This window comes from Pseudomonas sp. NFACC13-1, from assembly GCF_900104425.1.
Classification (GTDB): Bacteria; Pseudomonadota; Gammaproteobacteria; order Pseudomonadales; family Pseudomonadaceae; genus Aquipseudomonas; species Aquipseudomonas fluorescens_AA.
This window is the reverse complement of sequence record NZ_FMXV01000026.1, coordinates 76,333-90,991: the sequence shown is the minus strand read 5'-3', so window position 1 is coordinate 90,991 and position 14,659 is coordinate 76,333. Positions and strand designations below refer to the sequence as shown.

The window sequence follows — 14,659 nt, the reverse complement described above, 5'->3', positions numbered from 1 at the left end:
ACACCCAAGCAATTTGTAAGCTCCAAGCCCCAGGGCCAAGGAGAACCAGATTGCGGTGTGTGAAGACGAAACGAACCGAAAGTTCGAGACGCTCGACTGCAGCACACAAACTATCGCATACCCATTCGCTGGAACGTGACCGCAAGGCACGCGCTGGCTACCGAATTTCTTGACGACCATAGAGCATTGGAACCACCTGATCCCATCCCGAACTCAGAAGTGAAACGATGCATCGCCGATGGTAGTGTGGGGTTTCCCCATGTGAGAGTAGGTCATCGTCAAGATTAAATTCCGAAACCCCTATCTGCTGACGCAGGTAGGGGTTTTGTTTTTTCCAATAAAAAGTGTTGGCCGAAAAAAGGATGACCTGCAGAGGTCATCCTTTTTTGCATCCTGGCTGTCAAGCCTCGGGTACGGGGCAGCTCAAGTCCCCTTCCTTGCACTTGAGATAGGTCTTGAACGCCTCGACACGGGCCTTGGTCTGGGCGGTGATGCAATTGTCATAGATCAGCGGGTAGACACTGCCGCCCTCAACCCCAGAGGCGGAGAATTCGCATTCGGCATCACGGAAGCCTATCCAGGCACGCTGAGCCTTGACCAGCATTTTCTTGGCCTCGGGATTGTCCTTCAGGCGTGCGGTGATCTGCTCGTACAAACTGTTCAGCTCATTGTCAGCGGCCTTGTTTTCTTTGGCTGCGCATTGGTTCATTTCGCCTTGAGTAGTGGCGCCAGCGCAGTCGTCGGCCTGGGCAACGGCGACAAAAAGCAGTGGCGTCAGGGCCAGGAGCAAGCGTAGGGACATGTTGGGTCTCTCCTTGAGGGGGTGAAAGCGCCGAGGGAGTTTACATCGCGTCGTGCTGTTTTAAAGTTGACGAGCGCTAAACATCGGTCTGATACAACTTTCCGGTTGGCCTTGTGGTCTTACAAGCCTACTGTTGAAACACAGGAGGTGACTCATGCATTCATCCGACCGCATTGAAAGAAAGATCCTGCTCAAGGCCCCGCGCTCCCAGGTCTGGCGGGCCCTGGCCAATGCCGAAGCCTTTGGCCAATGGTTCGGTGTCGCCCTTGAGGGGAAACGGTTTGTGGCGGGCGAGCGTACCCAAGGGCAAATCACTTATCCAGGTTACGAACACCTTATCTGGGACGTAGCGGTGGAGCGGGTGGAGCCCGAGCGAGTGTTCTCATTTCGCTGGCATCCTTACGCTGTCGAGCCGCAGGTAGATTATTCCCAAGAGTCCGAAACCCGAGTGCAATTCGAACTCGAAGACATGGATGGCGGTACCTTGCTCAAAGTCGTGGAGTCGGGCTTCAACAACATTCCCGAGGCACGCCGACTCAAGGCTTTTCGCATGGACAGCCGTGGCTGGGACGAGCAGATGGCCAATATTGAAGCGTTCCTGCACAAGCCTTGAGCCAGCCGGCTGGCAGAGCTAAGGGTTTTCGGAGGGGCAGGTATAGCGAATGTCTTACACGAGATGGTAGCTATGTCGTCTATTTCATTTTGGATCCGAGGCGTAATCTGGACTTATCCACTGAAGCACAGGAAGTGCTCAGGATCAGGGACGATCGACCATGCAAGGATTAGCTATCGACAGGGAGTCGTAATGGTCTTGGAAAAACCCGCTTCGGCGGGTTTTTTTTCGCCCGTTGAAAAAGCCAGGAAAGCGTCCTATAGCGAAACGCTTACACGCCGTTGCTGCTTTCTCGTCTTTCTCCAAGTCACCGGTGGGCCTAATCTATGTTCATCCACTGAGTACAGGGAGTGCTTGGGGTCATGGATGATTGGACCAGGCATGGAATGCCGGACAGGGAGTCAAATTGGTCCTCAAAAAACCCGCCTAGGCGGGTTTTTTTTCGTCTGTGGGAACGTGGCCTGATCATGCCAGGCGCCGGGTCATGGTGCGGTCGGCACCATCAGCGGCCAAGGTTTGACCCCCAGGGGTACGCTCGGCACCGTCGGCAGCCAAGGTCTGGCCCCCTGGCGTCCGATCCGCGCCATCAGCGGCCACCGGCTGCTGGTAATCGCCAGCCCAGGTAAAGAAACGGTCTTGCTGCTGGCTCGGCAGGGCAAACGCACTGGCGCTCAGGGCGAAGGTGGTAATGGCGATCAAGGTGTTGAACGTTTTCATGGTAAAGACTCCGGTCATATCAGGTTGAGTGCCGGGTCGTTCAGATGTCGTGATCTGCTGAACCCGTTGCAGCCGGGACGGTTGTCTTGCTGCATGGGTTCAGATTAGGGGCGAGGCGGGGGCGGGCGGTAGACGGATACTGTCCTGGCTTTGCCTGATCCTGTCTGTGTGCAGGATCAGGCGCTCGTGGCTTGCAGGGCCTGGGCACGCAAACGAGCGATGTCCTTGCTCGGTGAGGCGCCAAATAGACGGCTGTATTCGCGGCTGAACTGCGAAGGGCTTTCATACCCCACCTTGTAGCCAATTGACGAAACGTCGCTGTTCTCCGCCAACAACAACCGTCGGGCTTCCTGCAGGCGCAACTGCTTCTGGTATTGCAGCGGGCTCATGGCGGTCACGGCTTTGAAGCGGTGATGCAGGGCCGAAGGGCTGAGATTGATCATTTGTGCCAGGCTGTCGATGCTCAGTGGCTTGGCGTAATGAGTATTGAGCCACTCGATGGCGCGGCTGATGCGATGGGTCTGGGTGTCGGGAATGGCGATTTCGTGCAAGCGCTGGCCTTGGGCGCCACGCAGCAACCGGTAGAAAATTTCCTGCTGGGCCAGCGGCGCGAGGGTGGCGATATCGCCCGGGCTGTCCAGCAGCCGCAGCAAGCGCAACATCGCGTCGAGTAATGGCGCATCGATGCGATCCAGGAACAATCCACGATCGGTTCTTTCGGTCGGCACGCCGATGGGGCTGGCGTCGGCGATCAGGCGGCAGATCTGTGCCGGATCGATGTCGAGACGGATGCACAGGTAGGGACGCTCGGGACTGGCTTGAATCACCTGGCCGGACAACGGCAGGGTCACCGAGACCACCAAGTAATTGAGGGGGTCATACATGTAGCATTCATCAGCCAGGCGCACTTCCTTGCGGCCCTCGATGATCACGCACAGGCCGGGCTTATGCACGACGTGCAGGGCTTCGGTCGGCTGGTCGCAGCGGATCAGGTGCAACGCTTCGATGGCCGTGGGATGGACGCCGAATTCCGGGGCGAAGCGCATCATCAGGCTCGCTATTTCGGCGCGACGCTGATTGACGCTGTCGTCTGGCGCAATGTGGATGGACGTGGATACCGACATGCCAAGCAACCTCCCTGGCCAAAATGAATAGACCGCGCTAGTAAAACCGATTGCGCGGCTGTCGACCAGAGTCGGATCTATCGCTACAGGATCGTGCAAGTGCGCAGGAGGATCCGGCTAACTCCGGCCTCGGCTGGTTCCCTAATCTGGACCTGTCAAAACGCTCCCACCGGGAGCCAATACATCCAGTCGAGGGAATCATCATGTCCGATATTCAAAACAAAGTTGTGGTCATCACCGGCGCCAGCAGCGGGATTGGTGAAGCCGCGGCGCGGTTGCTGGCGGCTCGCGGTGCTCGTGTCGTGCTTGGCGCGCGGCGCATCGATCGTTTGCAAACACTGGTGCAGGAACTCGAAGCCGCTGGCCAGCAGGCGGTCTGCAAGGCCGTGGACGTGACCCGTCGTGAGGATGTCCAGGGCTTCGTCGATTTCGCTGTCGAGCGGTTCGGCCAGGTCGACGTGATCATCAACAACGCAGGCGTCATGCCGCTCTCCAAGCTCGAGGCGCTGAAAGTCGAGGAATGGGATCGCATGATCGACGTCAACATCCGTGGCGTGCTCCACGGGATCGCCGCCGGCCTGCCCTTGATGCAGCGTCAGCGCAGCGGCCAGTTCATCAACATCGCCTCCATCGGTGCCTACGCGGTCAGCCCGACGGCCGCCGTGTATTGCGCCACCAAGTATGCCGTGCGGGCGATTTCCGAGGGCTTGCGCCAGGAAGTCGGAGGTGATGTGCGGGTGACGGTGATTTCCCCCGGTGTGACCGAATCGGAACTGGCCGATAGCATTTCCGATGAAGGTGGACGTGCCGAAATGCGTGAGTTCCGCAGGATCGCCATTCCGGCCGAAGCCATCGCCCGGGCAATCGCCTACGCCATCGAACAACCGGCGGACGTAGACGTCAGCGAACTGATCGTGCGGCCAACCGCCAGTCCATTCTGACCGACTTGACCGACAGGAGATGTCCCATGAGAAAGGCATTTGGAGACCAGGATAAATTCGTCGGCCTTTGGGTGACGGCTGATGGCGTGATTCGCCATCGGCTGCTGCCGGGCGGACGCTATGACGAAGCGCGAGGTTTACGTGAGAGCGCATATCAGGGCGACTACTGGCTGCAGGATGACCATATCGAATACCACGACGACACCGGTTTCACCGCCGATGGGGATTTTCGCGAAGGCGTGCTCTACCACGCGGGGATGGTGTTGTATCGCCAGGAGGGATGATGAGCCGATGGCCTTTGTGGTGAGGAGACAACTCCCCTCACCACAGATTTCATTCCCATCGGGACTGATCGTTACGCCCGTTCCAAGCGCGCCGCAACACGCTGAGTGATTTGCGAGCGCACCCGGAACGACTCGGCCGCACGCCGGTTCGCTTCTTCCAGCACGCGCGTCGGCGCGGTGTCCGGACTGCCGGCGTTGAACGGTGGGGCAGGGGCGTATTCGAGTTGCAGTTGGACCAGCTCGGCGGTGTCCTGGTCGAACAGTTCGGCCGCCAGGGTCAAGGCAAAGTCGATCCCGGCCGTGATACCGCCACCGGTGAGCAGGTTGCCATCGCGGACTACGCGCTCCTTGATCGGCGTCGCGCCCAGGGTTTGCAGCAGGCTGTGATAGGCCCAGTGAGTGGTGGCGCGCTTGTCTTGCAGCAGGCCCGCGGCACCGAGCACCAGCGCACCGGTACACACCGAGGTGATGTATTTCGCGTCGGCGGCTTGCCGCTTGATGAAGGCCAGTGTCTGTTCGTCTTCCATCAGGGGGCCGACGCCGGTACCGCCGGGGACGCAGATCACGTCGAGCTTCGGGCAGTCCTCGAATGTGATGGTGGGCAGCAGCACCAGCCCGGTGCTGGAGGTGACCGGCGCCAGGTCCTTCCAGACCAGGTGGACCTTCACATCCGGCAACGAGGCCAGCACGTCATAAGGGCCGGTCAGGTCCAACTGCTGGATTTGGGGGAATAACAGCAAACCGATCTGCAACGTCATGTCGCGTTCTCCTTTGAATGATGCCCGAGGGGTGGACGGTTTTACTTTAGATCCGTAGGCTCTGGCGTATACGCCAATAAGCCCACGAATCACGCCAATATGCCCAGCCCACCGAAAACCGTTCATGTCCTGGCCTTCGCCAATGTGCAAGTGCTCGACGTCACCGGGCCCTTGCAGGTCTTTGCATCGGCCAACGACCTGGCCCGCCAGCAAGGCCTGCCGCTGCCGTACACGCCGACGGTCATCGCCGTGGGCGGTGGGGCGGTGATGTCCTCGGCAGGCTTGGCGCTGTTGGCCGAGCCGCTGCCGAGCGAAGGCAGCGACACGCTGTTGATCGCCGGAGGCTGGGGCGTGTACGAAGCGGCGAAAGACCCGGCGCTGGTGGCCTGGGTCAAGGATCATGGCCTGCGTTCGCGCCGGGTGGCGTCGGTGTGCACCGGGGCGTTCCTGCTGGCCGCCAGCGGTTGGCTGGACGGACGGCGCGTGGTGACGCACTGGACTCGCTGCGAACAACTGGCCGAGCAACATCCGCAACTGCGGGTCGAACCCAACCCGATTTTCATCAACGACGGTCCGGTCTGGACCTCGGCCGGGGTCACGGCCGGCATCGACCTGGCCCTGGCGCTGGTCGAGGAGGACCTGGGCCGCGCGGTGGCGCTGGAGGTCGCCCGGCACCTGGTGGTGTTCCTCAAGCGCCCTGGCGGCCAATCGCAGTTCAGCGTGACCTTGTCGCTACAAAAGCAAGGCAGTCGGTTTGATGACCTGCATGCCTGGATCGCCGAAAACCTCACCCGTGACCTGGGCCTGTCGAGCCTGGCCGCCGAGGTGGGTATGAGCGAACGCAGCTTTGTACGGCACTACCGCGCCGAGACCGGCCAGACCCCGGCGCGGGCCGTGGAGTTGATTCGCGTGGAAACCGCTCGCCGCCTGCTGGCCGACACGGCGGTGTCGATCAAGCGGGTGGCGGTGCAATGTGGCTTCGGCAGCGAAGAAACCCTGCGCCGCAGTTTCCTGCGGGCCATGGGCGTGACGCCCCAGGCCTATCGCGAGCGATTCGCCGTCAGCCCTCAAGCAGATCCAGCAATGCCTTGAGCGTGGCCTCGGGGGCTTCCTGGGGAATGTTGTGGCCAACACCGGGCAGTACTCGGCGCTCATAGAACCCCGTGAAATGCTCGACGTCTTCATCGTGTTCCGACGCGGGCCCCACGCCGTCATCGGCGCCGCACAGGGAAATGCTCGGCACGCTGATGGCCGGTTGTGCCGCCAACCGTTCCTCCATCCACTCCAGCGTCGGGTCGCCCGGCGCGTACATGAAGCGATGACGGTAGGAGTGGATCACCACGTCGACGAAGTCCGGGTTATCGAACGACGCGGCGCTGAGGGGGTACAGTTCGGCGCCCCGTGTCCAGGTCGGTGACCACAGGCGCCAGAGCAAGCCACACAGTTCACGCCGGTTCCGGGTCAGGCCCTCGACGCCCCGGGCCGTGTGGAAATAATACTGGTACCACAGGCGATGTTCGGTTTCCGGGTCCAGCGGCTGCGTGGAACGTGGAATGTCCTGCAGGTTGTAGCCATCGCCGGTCACCAGGCAGCGCACACGCTCGGGCCACAGGGCCGCGACGATACACGCCGCCCGACCGCCCCAGTCGTAGCCGCACAGCGCTGCTTGGGGGATGGAGAGTACGTGCATCAGGTCCAGCAGGTCCTGGGCCAACGCCGCTTGCTGGCCGGAACGCATGATGTCCGGGTTGTTGAAGCGGGTCGGGCCGTAGCCGCGCAGGTAGGGCACGATGACCCGGTAGCCACGCTGGGCCAGGGCCGGCGCGACTGCATCGAACGCCCTGGGGTCGTAAGGAAAACCGTGCAGCAGGATGATGGGGGCGCCGCTGGCGGGGCCGTGTTCTTCGTAGGCGATGCGCAGCAATGGCGTGACGGCGAAGTCGATCCTGGGTTCAAGGTTCATGTCGGCCTCCGGCAGTGTGCGGTTGCGTTCAGGCAGGTTCCTGGTTGACGTATTTAGCCCGATCCGGGGTAAACGTCACGATCATGTTCGTGCTGGAACAGGTCAGGGTACGCTCCTGGGTCAGGTCGATGTCCAGGTCTTCACTGCGCAGGCCCTGCCATTGAGCGAGGTACTTAAGGCAACCGAATTTTTCGTTTTTCTTCAGGCTGCGGCTGACGCCACCTTTCCAACCCAGCACCGGCAATTCACCGGCCAGGCAACGTTGCGCCAGCTCGGGAAACTTCATCGCCCGGTCGCGGCCGATTTCCCAGCATTTGATCAGGCCCCGGTCCTGGCCTTCCCAGAGGTCCTCGCGGGTCAGGCCTGTTCGGGGTGGGGTGGTGATGGGGCGTTTGATATGGGTCATGTCAGGTCCTTGAGTCGGGTTTTTATCGGGCAGCTCCGCTGCACCCGTGAGAGCATCGATCTTAGGAGGGGTTTGGGGGGGCTGGCAACTTCTAACGGGACGGAGTGATAAATGGGGACCCGGAGACTGCAATGCTCTTGTGGCGAGGGAGCTTGCTCCCGCTGGGTTGCGAAGCGACCCCAGGATTCTTGCGCCTGCTGCGCAGTCGAGCGGGAGCAAGCTCCCTCGCCACAGGTTATGTGTTCCTACAAAAAATGTGGTGCTCCGGGAATTTTCTGACGAGTCGCGTCGGTTGTCGGTTCGGAAGGGGCGGGGATAGGCTTTGCTCGTCGCTGCAAAATCAGCGACCGGGTTTGGTCGCCCGGGTTTAGAATGGCGCACGGTGCCGCGCGAGCGGCTGTCTGCTTTATGGCTGACTGTGCGTGGGAGGGCTTCGGGCCCTGCCGGGTTTCCATTCCCTGGTCGACCAACCTGCGTACAGTTCGCCACCTTCTGCTTGGTCGCGGAAATGGTGAACTCCACGTTCGAATGGAGATTCATATCATGGTCAAGATCACCCCCAACCCCCCACGCGCCGAAGACCTTTCTTCCTACACCACCCTCGACACAAAAAAACTCCGCGAAGCCGCCGACCGGGCGCTGAATATCCATTTGTCGCCCACCCCTCCTAAACCACACACCCAGGACGGCCAGGTGTTCACCGTGATCCCCGGCCTCAACACCGAATCGGTGCTAACCACCTCAGCGAAACCCTGGCCTCGGCCGATGCGCTGGTCAGTGACCTGGGATTCGAGCTGGAGGGTTCCCGGCGGCATGTGGCGTTGGGGATTCAGCAGTTGATCGAGCTGGCCAGATTGCTGGCCAATCGAGCTCTGGATGACAACGAATTGGCCGACTTAACACGGTAGGAGCTGTGTAGGAGCTGTCGAGTGCAACGAGGCTGCGATCTTTCCCCTAACGCTTGAATCCCAAGCGAAAGATCAAAAGATCGCAGGCTTCGCCAGCTCCTACAAAGTCGAGCGGGAGCAAGCGCCCTCGCCACAAACCACTCCGCTCACGGCTGCCAATGGTTCTTCTCCCCGCTCAATTTGCGGTCCAGAAAACTCGCCGCGCTGATCAACGCCAGATGGGTCAAGGCCTGGGGCGTGTTGCCCAGGTGGTAGCCGTGGCTGTCGAACTCTTCGGCGTACAGCCCCAGCGGGTTGGCGTAGCGCAGCAGTTGTTCGAATTCCAGCTGGGCTTTTTCCACGCGGCCGGCGCGGGCCAGGCATTCGACGTACCAGAACGAGCAGGCCGCGAATGAGCCTTCGATGCCGCTGAGGCCGTCGATGGGGCTGTCGTCGTTGCGGTAGCGATAGACCATGCCGTCGCGCACCAGGTGTTTTTCGATGGCATCGAGCGTCGAGAGCCAGCGCGGGTCGCGGGCGCTGACGAAACGCACCAGGGGCATCAACAGCATCGAACCGTCCAGGGCGGTGCTGCCCAGGCGCTGGACGAAATGCTGGTGCTCCTCGTTCCAGAAATTCGTCCAGATGTCTTGGTAGATGGCCTGGCGGGTCTCGTCCCAGCGGGCGAACGGAGCGGGCAGGGAGCGTTTTTCGGCCAGGCGGATGGCGCGGTCGACGGCGACCCAGCACATCAGCCGCGAATGCAGGAAGTGCTGCTTGTCGCCGCGCATTTCCCAGATGCCCACGTCTTTGTCCTGCCAGACCTTGCACACTTGGTCGACCACGTCGACGGTGTGTTTCCAGCCTTGATGGGAGATGGCTTCGCCGTATTTGTTGACCAGGTACACCGCGTCCATCAACTCGCCGAAAATGTCCAATTGCACCTGCTGGTAGGCGAGGTTGCCGATGCGCACCGGCTGCGCACCACCGAAACCGCTCAGGTGTGGCAGCTCGGTTTCCGGCAGTTCCAGCCTGCCGTCCAGGCCGTAGAGGATGTTGAGCTTGGTCGGCTGGTCACAGCAGTCGCTGACCCGTCCGCGCAACCAGCGCATATAGGCGTTGGCTTCTTCGACGAAACCCAGGCGCATGAACGCGTAGACCGTGAACGAAGCGTCGCGGATCCAGGTGTAGCGGTAATCCCAGTTGCGCTCGCCGCCGCGGGTTTCCGGCAGGCCGAAGGTGGCGGCGGCGAGGATGGCGCCGTGTTTGCGCGAGGTCAGCAGTTTCAGCGCCAGGGCCGAGCGATTGACCATTTCCCGCCAGCGTCCGCGATAGTTGGATTGGCCGACCCAGCCACGCCAGAACGCCAGGGTCCGCTCCAGGCATATCGTGCTGACGTCGTCCTGAAGGCGGGGGTCGTCGATGCCGCCCAGCAGGAACTCGGCGCTCTGGCCTTGCGTAAGGGTGAACTCGGCCACCGCTGCGTTACCGTCCAGCGTCATGGGCTGGTCGGCGCACAAGCGCAGGCTCGGTTGTCCCGGCGCCTCGAAACAGATGTGGGCACCGTCCTGGCGCGCCGTGGTGGCGGCCCGGGCATAGTCGTGACGCACCGCGCAGCGCAGGCGAAACGTCGCGCTGCCGATGGTCATGCGCACCCGGCGGATCAACACCGGCAGATCGTCCTCGCTGTCGCCGATGGGCAGCAGGTCGGTGATTTCCACCACGGCGCCGTCGCTCAGCCAGCGGGTTTGCAGGACGTTGGTGTCGGGCAGGTAGATTTGTTGGCGACGGGCATCCGGCAGGTCTGGCGCGAGCTGGAAAATGCCTGCTTGCGCAGTGTCCAGCAGCGAGCAGAAGATCGACGGGCTGTCGAATTCCGGCCAGCAGAAAAAATCGACACTGCCGCGATCATTGACCAGCGCGGCAGTGCGCATGTCGCCGATGATGCCGTGGTTTTCGATGGGGCTTTGCGGTTCGTCATGATCAGCCATTGCCACGAAACCCCGGATAAAGGCTCATCCCTCCATCGATGAACAGCGTGGTGCCCACCACATAATCGGACAAGTCCGAGGCCAGCCAGACCACCGCGTTGGCGACGTCCTCCACATCGCCGACGCGACCGTAGGGAATCAGTTCCAGCAGCTTTTGCCCCTGCTCGCCCTCGGTGGCTTCGCGATTGATCGCCGTGCGGATGGCACCGGGGGCGATGCTGTTGATGCGGATGCGCTGGTGGCTGGTTTCCTGGGCCAGGCTCTGCATCAGCAGATCGACACCGCCCTTGGACGCGGCGTAATTGACGTGGCCGGCCCAGGGAATGCGCTGGTGCACCGAACTCATGTGGATGATCTTGCCGGCGGCCCGGGACACGCCCTGGCGAATGCCCTGGCGGTTGAAGATCCGCAGGGCGGCGCGGGCGCAGAGGAACTGGCCGGTGAGGTTGGTGCCGATCACGGTGTTCCAGTCTTCCAGGCTCATGTCGACGGCGGCGGCGTCTTTTTGCAGGCCGGAATTGGCCACCAGGATGTCCAGCGTGCCAAAGGCTTCGAGGGTTTGGGCGAACAACTGCTTGACCTCGTGTTCCTTCGACACATCGGCACCCACGGCGATGGCGCGGCCGCCGTTGGCGTTGATTTCACGGGCCAGGTCTTGCGCCGGGCCGGCGCTGGAGTGGTAGTTGAGCACCACCGCGGCACCGGCGTCGGCCAACGCCCTGGCCGAGCCTGCGCCAATGCCGGAACTGGCGCCGGTGACCAGGGCAACCTGTCGGGCGAGGGATATCTGCATGGTCTAGCACCTTGAATGGAGGGCCTTACCTGCTGACTGGTGTGAGGAGGGTGGAGTTCACTTGGGTGAAGCGATCTTCACAATCCACTGAACACGCCACCCATGCCGAACACAAAATTTGTGGCGAGGGGATTTATCCCCGCTGGGGCGCGAAGCGGCCCCCATTCAAACCGCCTGACACACCACCGTTGCCAGGTTTTGGGGCTGCTGCGCAGCCCAGCGGGGATAAATCCCCTCGCCACAGATAAATCCCCCGCTACGAAAGCGGTGTTCGGCTGTTACCAACCCCGCCCTGAATTCACCCAGAAATTCACCGACAACGACGTCGACACCGACTCCACCTGATGGAACCAGCCTTCCGGCAAAAACAGCAAATCCCCAGCCTCTAGCGTCACGCGCATGAAGGTCACGTCCCGGGCGTGGGGGAAGCGTTGGTAGTCCGGCGCGTCCGGGTTGAAATCGCAGCCGTCCAGCCCGCCTTGGGGGGCCGTGGACCAGGTGCCCAGGGCTTCGCGGTGGTGAGGCGCGGCGAGGGTGAAGATTTTCTGGCCCCAGACCTGGGCGAACAGGTTGTCGGTGTCGTCGCGGTGCAGCGGCGTCAAGGTGCCCTTGGGGCCGATCCAGATGCGCGGTGGGATGAACAGCGACGGGTCGAAGTAGGGCGGAAGCTTGATCTGCTCCATCAGCCGCGCCGGCAGGATGTTGTTGCCCATGTAGGCCGGTGGTTCGTCGTCGGTGCCCTTGGCCGCCGGGCTGTCGAGGGAGGCGATGAAGTCGGCCATGGACGTGGAGCGAAAGTCCCGCTCGGTGGAGAAGGTTTTCTTCACGTAGTCGCCGTGGCGGGTGATGCCTTGCAGTTCGGCAAAATGCACCAGGGATTCTTCGCGGCTGAGCTTGAACAACGGCCAGTCCTGCAAGGCGTCGCTGATGACCAGCGGAATGCCGTGGGGCAGGTACTGGGCGCGAAACTCCTGCACCGACAGCCCGCTGCGAGGCCGCCGTTGCACGCTGCGTTGGGTCGGCAGGCTGGCGGTGAGCTTTTCGCTGAAGCGTGGTGGGGTGGGGTAGCGCTTGTTCATGTCGACCTTTTCCACCACGCCACCGCCATGCCGGGCATGGTCGATGATCTGCGGCAGCAACGTCGCCAGGCCCATGTTGCCGCCGATCTTCAGGCGACCGCTAGCGAACAGTTCTTCCACGTTGGCCATGCCGGCCATGATCCCGAGGAAGTCCTTCTCCGCCACCTCGATGGTGACGTCGGGGCGGGTGTGGCGGCCAGCCTCGGTGCGGCTGCTGGCCTTGACCTCGGACCAGTACGCCTGGTGCGGGCCGAACACGAATTGGAAGACGCCTTCGATACCAACGGCGCCGGCATTGGCGAACAGCTTGCCCAGGATGGTTTGCAGGTCCACGGCGGTCACTCTTGCGGGTTTTTGGTCTTAGCAGGTAACGAGGGGCCGGAGCAGAAATTTAGGCCCTCGTCGCCGCCTCATCGACCCTCGCCCTAGCGCGTCGCGACCATGAATACCCGGGGAAACGGCAGCAGCACGGTCCCATCGTCCAGGGCTGGATAAGCCTGCTCGATCGCCTTGAGATAGCGCGCCAGGTACTGCTCGCGTTGCGTCTCGTCCAGCGGCTCGAGAAACGGCCGCAAGCCGCTGCCCTTGAACCATTCCACCACGCCTGGGGCGCCATCGGCCAAGGGGTGATGGTAGGTGGTGCGCCACACGTCGACGCGGCTGCAGTGGGGCTTGAGGATCGAGTAATAGGTGCTGGGATCCTCCACCTCGGTACGCGAATCCGCCGCCCCGGCCAGTTGGCTGGCCCAGGGACCGTTGGTGGCGATTTCCCGCATCAAACGGTGGGAGAGCTGCTGCAGGTTATCGGGCATCTGGATCGCCAGGCTGCCACCGGGGGCGAGTTTGTCGATCAGCGAGGGCAGCAGGGTGGCGTGGTCGGGCAGCCATTGCAGCACGGCGTTGGCGAAGATCACGTCGAACGGCCCGGGTTCATCCCATTGGCCGATGTCCGCGGTGTCGAACGCCACGGCGGGCAAGCGTTTGCGTGCGGCGTCGACCATGTCGCTGGAACTGTCCAGGCCGCGCACCGTGGCGCCGCTGAAATGTTCCACCAACAGTTCGGTGGAATTGCCCGGGCCACAGCCCAGGTCGATCACCGAACGGGCCTGTGTGGGGGGAATGGCGGCGAGCAGGTCCCGGGACGGACGGGTACGTTCCTGTTCGAAGGTGACGTATTGCTTGGCGGACCAGCCCATGGCGTTCTCCTGTGCAGTGGAGTGAGTCGAGGTCGCCAGTATAAGGTCGGATGGGGCAGATGGAGCGAACGTAACGGTTTTGACTAATTTTGTGGGTTACGATCTCGTTATCTTTCCTACACGACCGATCGGAGAAAACCGCAGTGACCCAACTGACCCTGCTGTGCCTGCCTTATTCCGGCGCCAGCGCGATGGTGTACAGCCGCTGGCGGCGCAAGTTGCCGCAATGGCTGCATGTGCAACCGGTGGAGTTGCCGGGACGCGGGGCGCGCTTCGACGAGCCGCTGCACACCGACATGGGCCCGTTGGCGATGCAACTGGCGCGGGAACTGTACCCGACGCTCCAGGCCCCGTACGCCTTGTTCGGCCACAGCCTGGGCGCGCTGCTGGCCTGCGAGATCGCCCATGCCCTGCGTGAGCTCGGCTGTCCGGAACCGGTGGCGCTGTTTGCCTCCGGCACCGCGGCGCCGACGATGCGGGCCGACTACGACCGCGGTTTCGCCAAGGCGAAAACCGACGCTGAGTTGATCGAGCAACTGCGTACCCTCAACGGCACGAGCGAGGAGATCCTGGCCAATGAAGAGCTGATGGCCCTGACCCTGCCGATCCTGCGGGCTGATTTTTTGTTGTGCGGACGCTTCCAGCCGCGGCAACGGCCGCTGCTCGACTGCCCGGTGCATGTGTTCGGCGGCACGGCCGACAAGGCCACCACGGAGCAACTGATGGGCTGGCGCCAGGAAACCACCGGCAGCTTCTCGGTGGACATGCTGGCGGGCGGGCACTTCTTCATTCACGAGCACGAGGCCAAGGTGCTGCGGCTGATCAAGGATCAGTTGAGCGTGCATCATCGGCGGCATGGGTTGGCCATCAGCGCCTGATTGGATTCCCAGCTCATTCAAATGCCTTCCCCACATTGGCTGGGGTGATCCGTCCCCCGTGGGCGCGAGCTTGCTCGCGATGGCGTCGTGTCAGTCAGCGAACAGCAAGCTGACCCACCGCTATCGCGAGCAAGCTCGCTCCCACAGGAGTGGTCCGCATCATTCTCGAAATCTCCGTCCTGCCCCCTTCCTGACACAAATTCCCAAACGCTAATTTTTCCGGCTTG

At 62.1% G+C, this 14,659-nt stretch carries 15 protein-coding genes, 1 rRNA gene and 1 pseudogene; 7 read left to right on the top strand and 10 right to left on the bottom strand.

Features of this window, described 5'->3' with window-relative positions:
- Positions 1 to 168: 168 nt before the first annotated feature.
- Positions 169 to 284, top strand: a 5S ribosomal RNA gene (rrf, locus tag BLQ55_RS25160).
- Positions 285 to 400: 116 nt separating this feature from the next.
- Here rrf and BLQ55_RS25155 read toward each other — a convergent pair.
- Complete coding sequence (locus BLQ55_RS25155; protein ID WP_092257902.1) at positions 401 to 802, bottom strand: lysozyme inhibitor LprI family protein; 402 nt, start codon at positions 800 to 802, stop codon at positions 401 to 403.
- Between the two features lie 154 nt (positions 803 to 956).
- Here BLQ55_RS25155 and BLQ55_RS25150 point away from each other — a divergent pair, with 154 nt between their 5' ends.
- Positions 957 to 1,415 carry an SRPBCC family protein gene (locus tag BLQ55_RS25150; RefSeq protein WP_092174088.1) on the top strand — a complete coding sequence of 153 codons (459 nt, stop codon included), beginning with the start codon at positions 957 to 959 and terminating at the stop codon, positions 1,413 to 1,415.
- Between the two features lie 465 nt (positions 1,416 to 1,880).
- Here BLQ55_RS25150 and BLQ55_RS25145 read toward each other — a convergent pair whose 3' ends face one another.
- Both BLQ55_RS25145 and BLQ55_RS25140 read right to left on the bottom strand, forming a co-directional pair.
- A complete protein-coding gene (locus tag BLQ55_RS25145; protein ID WP_092257899.1) occupies positions 1,881 to 2,132 on the bottom strand; it encodes a hypothetical protein in 252 nt (83 codons plus the stop codon).
- 176 nt (positions 2,133 to 2,308) lie between these two features.
- On the bottom strand, positions 2,309 to 3,256 hold the full coding sequence (locus tag BLQ55_RS25140; RefSeq protein ID WP_092257896.1) for an AraC family transcriptional regulator: 948 nt from the start codon (positions 3,254 to 3,256) through the stop codon (positions 2,309 to 2,311).
- A 203-nt stretch (positions 3,257 to 3,459) separates the two neighbouring features.
- Between BLQ55_RS25140 and BLQ55_RS25135 the strand changes: the two genes are divergently transcribed.
- Both BLQ55_RS25135 and BLQ55_RS25130 read left to right on the top strand, forming a co-directional pair.
- Entirely contained in the window at positions 3,460 to 4,197 is a 738-nt protein-coding gene (locus BLQ55_RS25135; protein ID WP_092257893.1) for an SDR family oxidoreductase, read from the top strand.
- Positions 4,198 to 4,223: 26 nt separating this feature from the next.
- Positions 4,224 to 4,481 carry an Atu4866 domain-containing protein gene (locus tag BLQ55_RS25130; RefSeq protein WP_014337384.1) on the top strand — a complete coding sequence of 86 codons (258 nt, stop codon included), beginning with the start codon at positions 4,224 to 4,226 and terminating at the stop codon, positions 4,479 to 4,481.
- 71 nt (positions 4,482 to 4,552) lie between these two features.
- Here BLQ55_RS25130 and inhA read toward each other — a convergent pair whose 3' ends face one another.
- The gene (gene inhA, locus BLQ55_RS25125; RefSeq protein WP_092257890.1) at positions 4,553 to 5,239 is read right to left on the bottom strand and encodes an isonitrile hydratase; all 687 of its coding nucleotides are present in this window, start codon (positions 5,237 to 5,239) and stop codon (positions 4,553 to 4,555) included.
- A 99-nt stretch (positions 5,240 to 5,338) separates the two neighbouring features.
- Here inhA and BLQ55_RS25120 point away from each other — a divergent pair, with 99 nt between their 5' ends.
- The gene (locus BLQ55_RS25120; protein WP_092257887.1) at positions 5,339 to 6,331 is read left to right on the top strand and encodes a GlxA family transcriptional regulator; all 993 of its coding nucleotides are present in this window, start codon (positions 5,339 to 5,341) and stop codon (positions 6,329 to 6,331) included.
- Here the strand turns inward: BLQ55_RS25120 and BLQ55_RS25115 are convergent.
- Together BLQ55_RS25115 and BLQ55_RS25110 are read right to left on the bottom strand one after the other, a co-directional pair.
- Positions 6,300 to 7,202, bottom strand: a complete 903-nt coding sequence (locus BLQ55_RS25115) for an alpha/beta fold hydrolase (protein ID WP_092257884.1) — start codon at positions 7,200 to 7,202, stop codon at positions 6,300 to 6,302. The genes BLQ55_RS25120 and BLQ55_RS25115 overlap by 32 nt on opposite strands.
- Positions 7,203 to 7,230: 28 nt before the next feature.
- On the bottom strand, positions 7,231 to 7,608 hold the full coding sequence (locus tag BLQ55_RS25110) for a hypothetical protein (protein ID WP_092204208.1): 378 nt from the start codon (positions 7,606 to 7,608) through the stop codon (positions 7,231 to 7,233).
- A gap of 543 nt (positions 7,609 to 8,151) precedes the next feature.
- On the opposite strand from BLQ55_RS25110, the pseudogene BLQ55_RS25100 reads away from it, so the two are divergent.
- A pseudogene (locus BLQ55_RS25100) lies at positions 8,152 to 8,516 on the top strand (DUF6124 family protein).
- A gap of 146 nt (positions 8,517 to 8,662) precedes the next feature.
- Here BLQ55_RS25100 and BLQ55_RS25095 read toward each other — a convergent pair.
- From BLQ55_RS25095 to tam, 4 genes are all read right to left on the bottom strand, one after another.
- Complete coding sequence (locus BLQ55_RS25095) at positions 8,663 to 10,486, bottom strand: glycoside hydrolase family 15 protein (protein ID WP_092204205.1); 1,824 nt, start codon at positions 10,484 to 10,486, stop codon at positions 8,663 to 8,665.
- Positions 10,479 to 11,279: an SDR family oxidoreductase gene (locus BLQ55_RS25090; RefSeq protein ID WP_092257878.1), complete on the bottom strand. Its 801-nt coding sequence runs from the start codon at positions 11,277 to 11,279 to the stop codon at positions 10,479 to 10,481. Before BLQ55_RS25090 ends, BLQ55_RS25095 begins: the two co-directional genes overlap by 8 nt.
- A gap of 278 nt (positions 11,280 to 11,557) precedes the next feature.
- Positions 11,558 to 12,691, bottom strand: a complete 1,134-nt coding sequence (locus BLQ55_RS25085) for a cupin-like domain-containing protein (RefSeq protein WP_092204203.1) — start codon at positions 12,689 to 12,691, stop codon at positions 11,558 to 11,560.
- A 92-nt stretch (positions 12,692 to 12,783) separates the two neighbouring features.
- Positions 12,784 to 13,554, bottom strand: a complete 771-nt coding sequence (gene tam, locus BLQ55_RS25080; protein WP_092257875.1) for a trans-aconitate 2-methyltransferase — start codon at positions 13,552 to 13,554, stop codon at positions 12,784 to 12,786.
- 143 nt (positions 13,555 to 13,697) lie between these two features.
- Here tam and BLQ55_RS25075 point away from each other — a divergent pair, with 143 nt between their 5' ends.
- Positions 13,698 to 14,432, top strand: a complete 735-nt coding sequence (locus BLQ55_RS25075; protein ID WP_092204201.1) for a thioesterase II family protein — start codon at positions 13,698 to 13,700, stop codon at positions 14,430 to 14,432.
- Positions 14,433 to 14,659: the final 227 nt, after the last annotated feature.

Coding starts and splice junctions, on each gene's coding strand:
- BLQ55_RS25135 (WP_092257893.1), top strand. CDS start 3,460: ATGTCCGATATTCAAAACAAAGTTGTGGTCATCACCGGCGCCAGCAGC.
- inhA (WP_092257890.1), bottom strand. CDS start 5,239: ATGACGTTGCAGATCGGTTTGCTGTTATTCCCCCAAATCCAGCAGTTG.
- tam (WP_092257875.1), bottom strand. CDS start 13,554: ATGGGCTGGTCCGCCAAGCAATACGTCACCTTCGAACAGGAACGTACC.
- BLQ55_RS25150 (WP_092174088.1), top strand. CDS start 957: ATGCATTCATCCGACCGCATTGAAAGAAAGATCCTGCTCAAGGCCCCG.
- BLQ55_RS25130 (WP_014337384.1), top strand. CDS start 4,224: ATGAGAAAGGCATTTGGAGACCAGGATAAATTCGTCGGCCTTTGGGTG.
- BLQ55_RS25120 (WP_092257887.1), top strand. CDS start 5,339: ATGCCCAGCCCACCGAAAACCGTTCATGTCCTGGCCTTCGCCAATGTG.
- BLQ55_RS25115 (WP_092257884.1), bottom strand. CDS start 7,202: ATGAACCTTGAACCCAGGATCGACTTCGCCGTCACGCCATTGCTGCGC.
- BLQ55_RS25090 (WP_092257878.1), bottom strand. CDS start 11,279: ATGCAGATATCCCTCGCCCGACAGGTTGCCCTGGTCACCGGCGCCAGT.
- BLQ55_RS25140 (WP_092257896.1), bottom strand. CDS start 3,256: ATGTCGGTATCCACGTCCATCCACATTGCGCCAGACGACAGCGTCAAT.
- BLQ55_RS25145 (WP_092257899.1), bottom strand. CDS start 2,132: ATGAAAACGTTCAACACCTTGATCGCCATTACCACCTTCGCCCTGAGC.
- BLQ55_RS25110 (WP_092204208.1), bottom strand. CDS start 7,608: ATGACCCATATCAAACGCCCCATCACCACCCCACCCCGAACAGGCCTG.
- BLQ55_RS25155 (WP_092257902.1), bottom strand. CDS start 802: ATGTCCCTACGCTTGCTCCTGGCCCTGACGCCACTGCTTTTTGTCGCC.
- BLQ55_RS25095 (WP_092204205.1), bottom strand. CDS start 10,486: ATGGCTGATCATGACGAACCGCAAAGCCCCATCGAAAACCACGGCATC.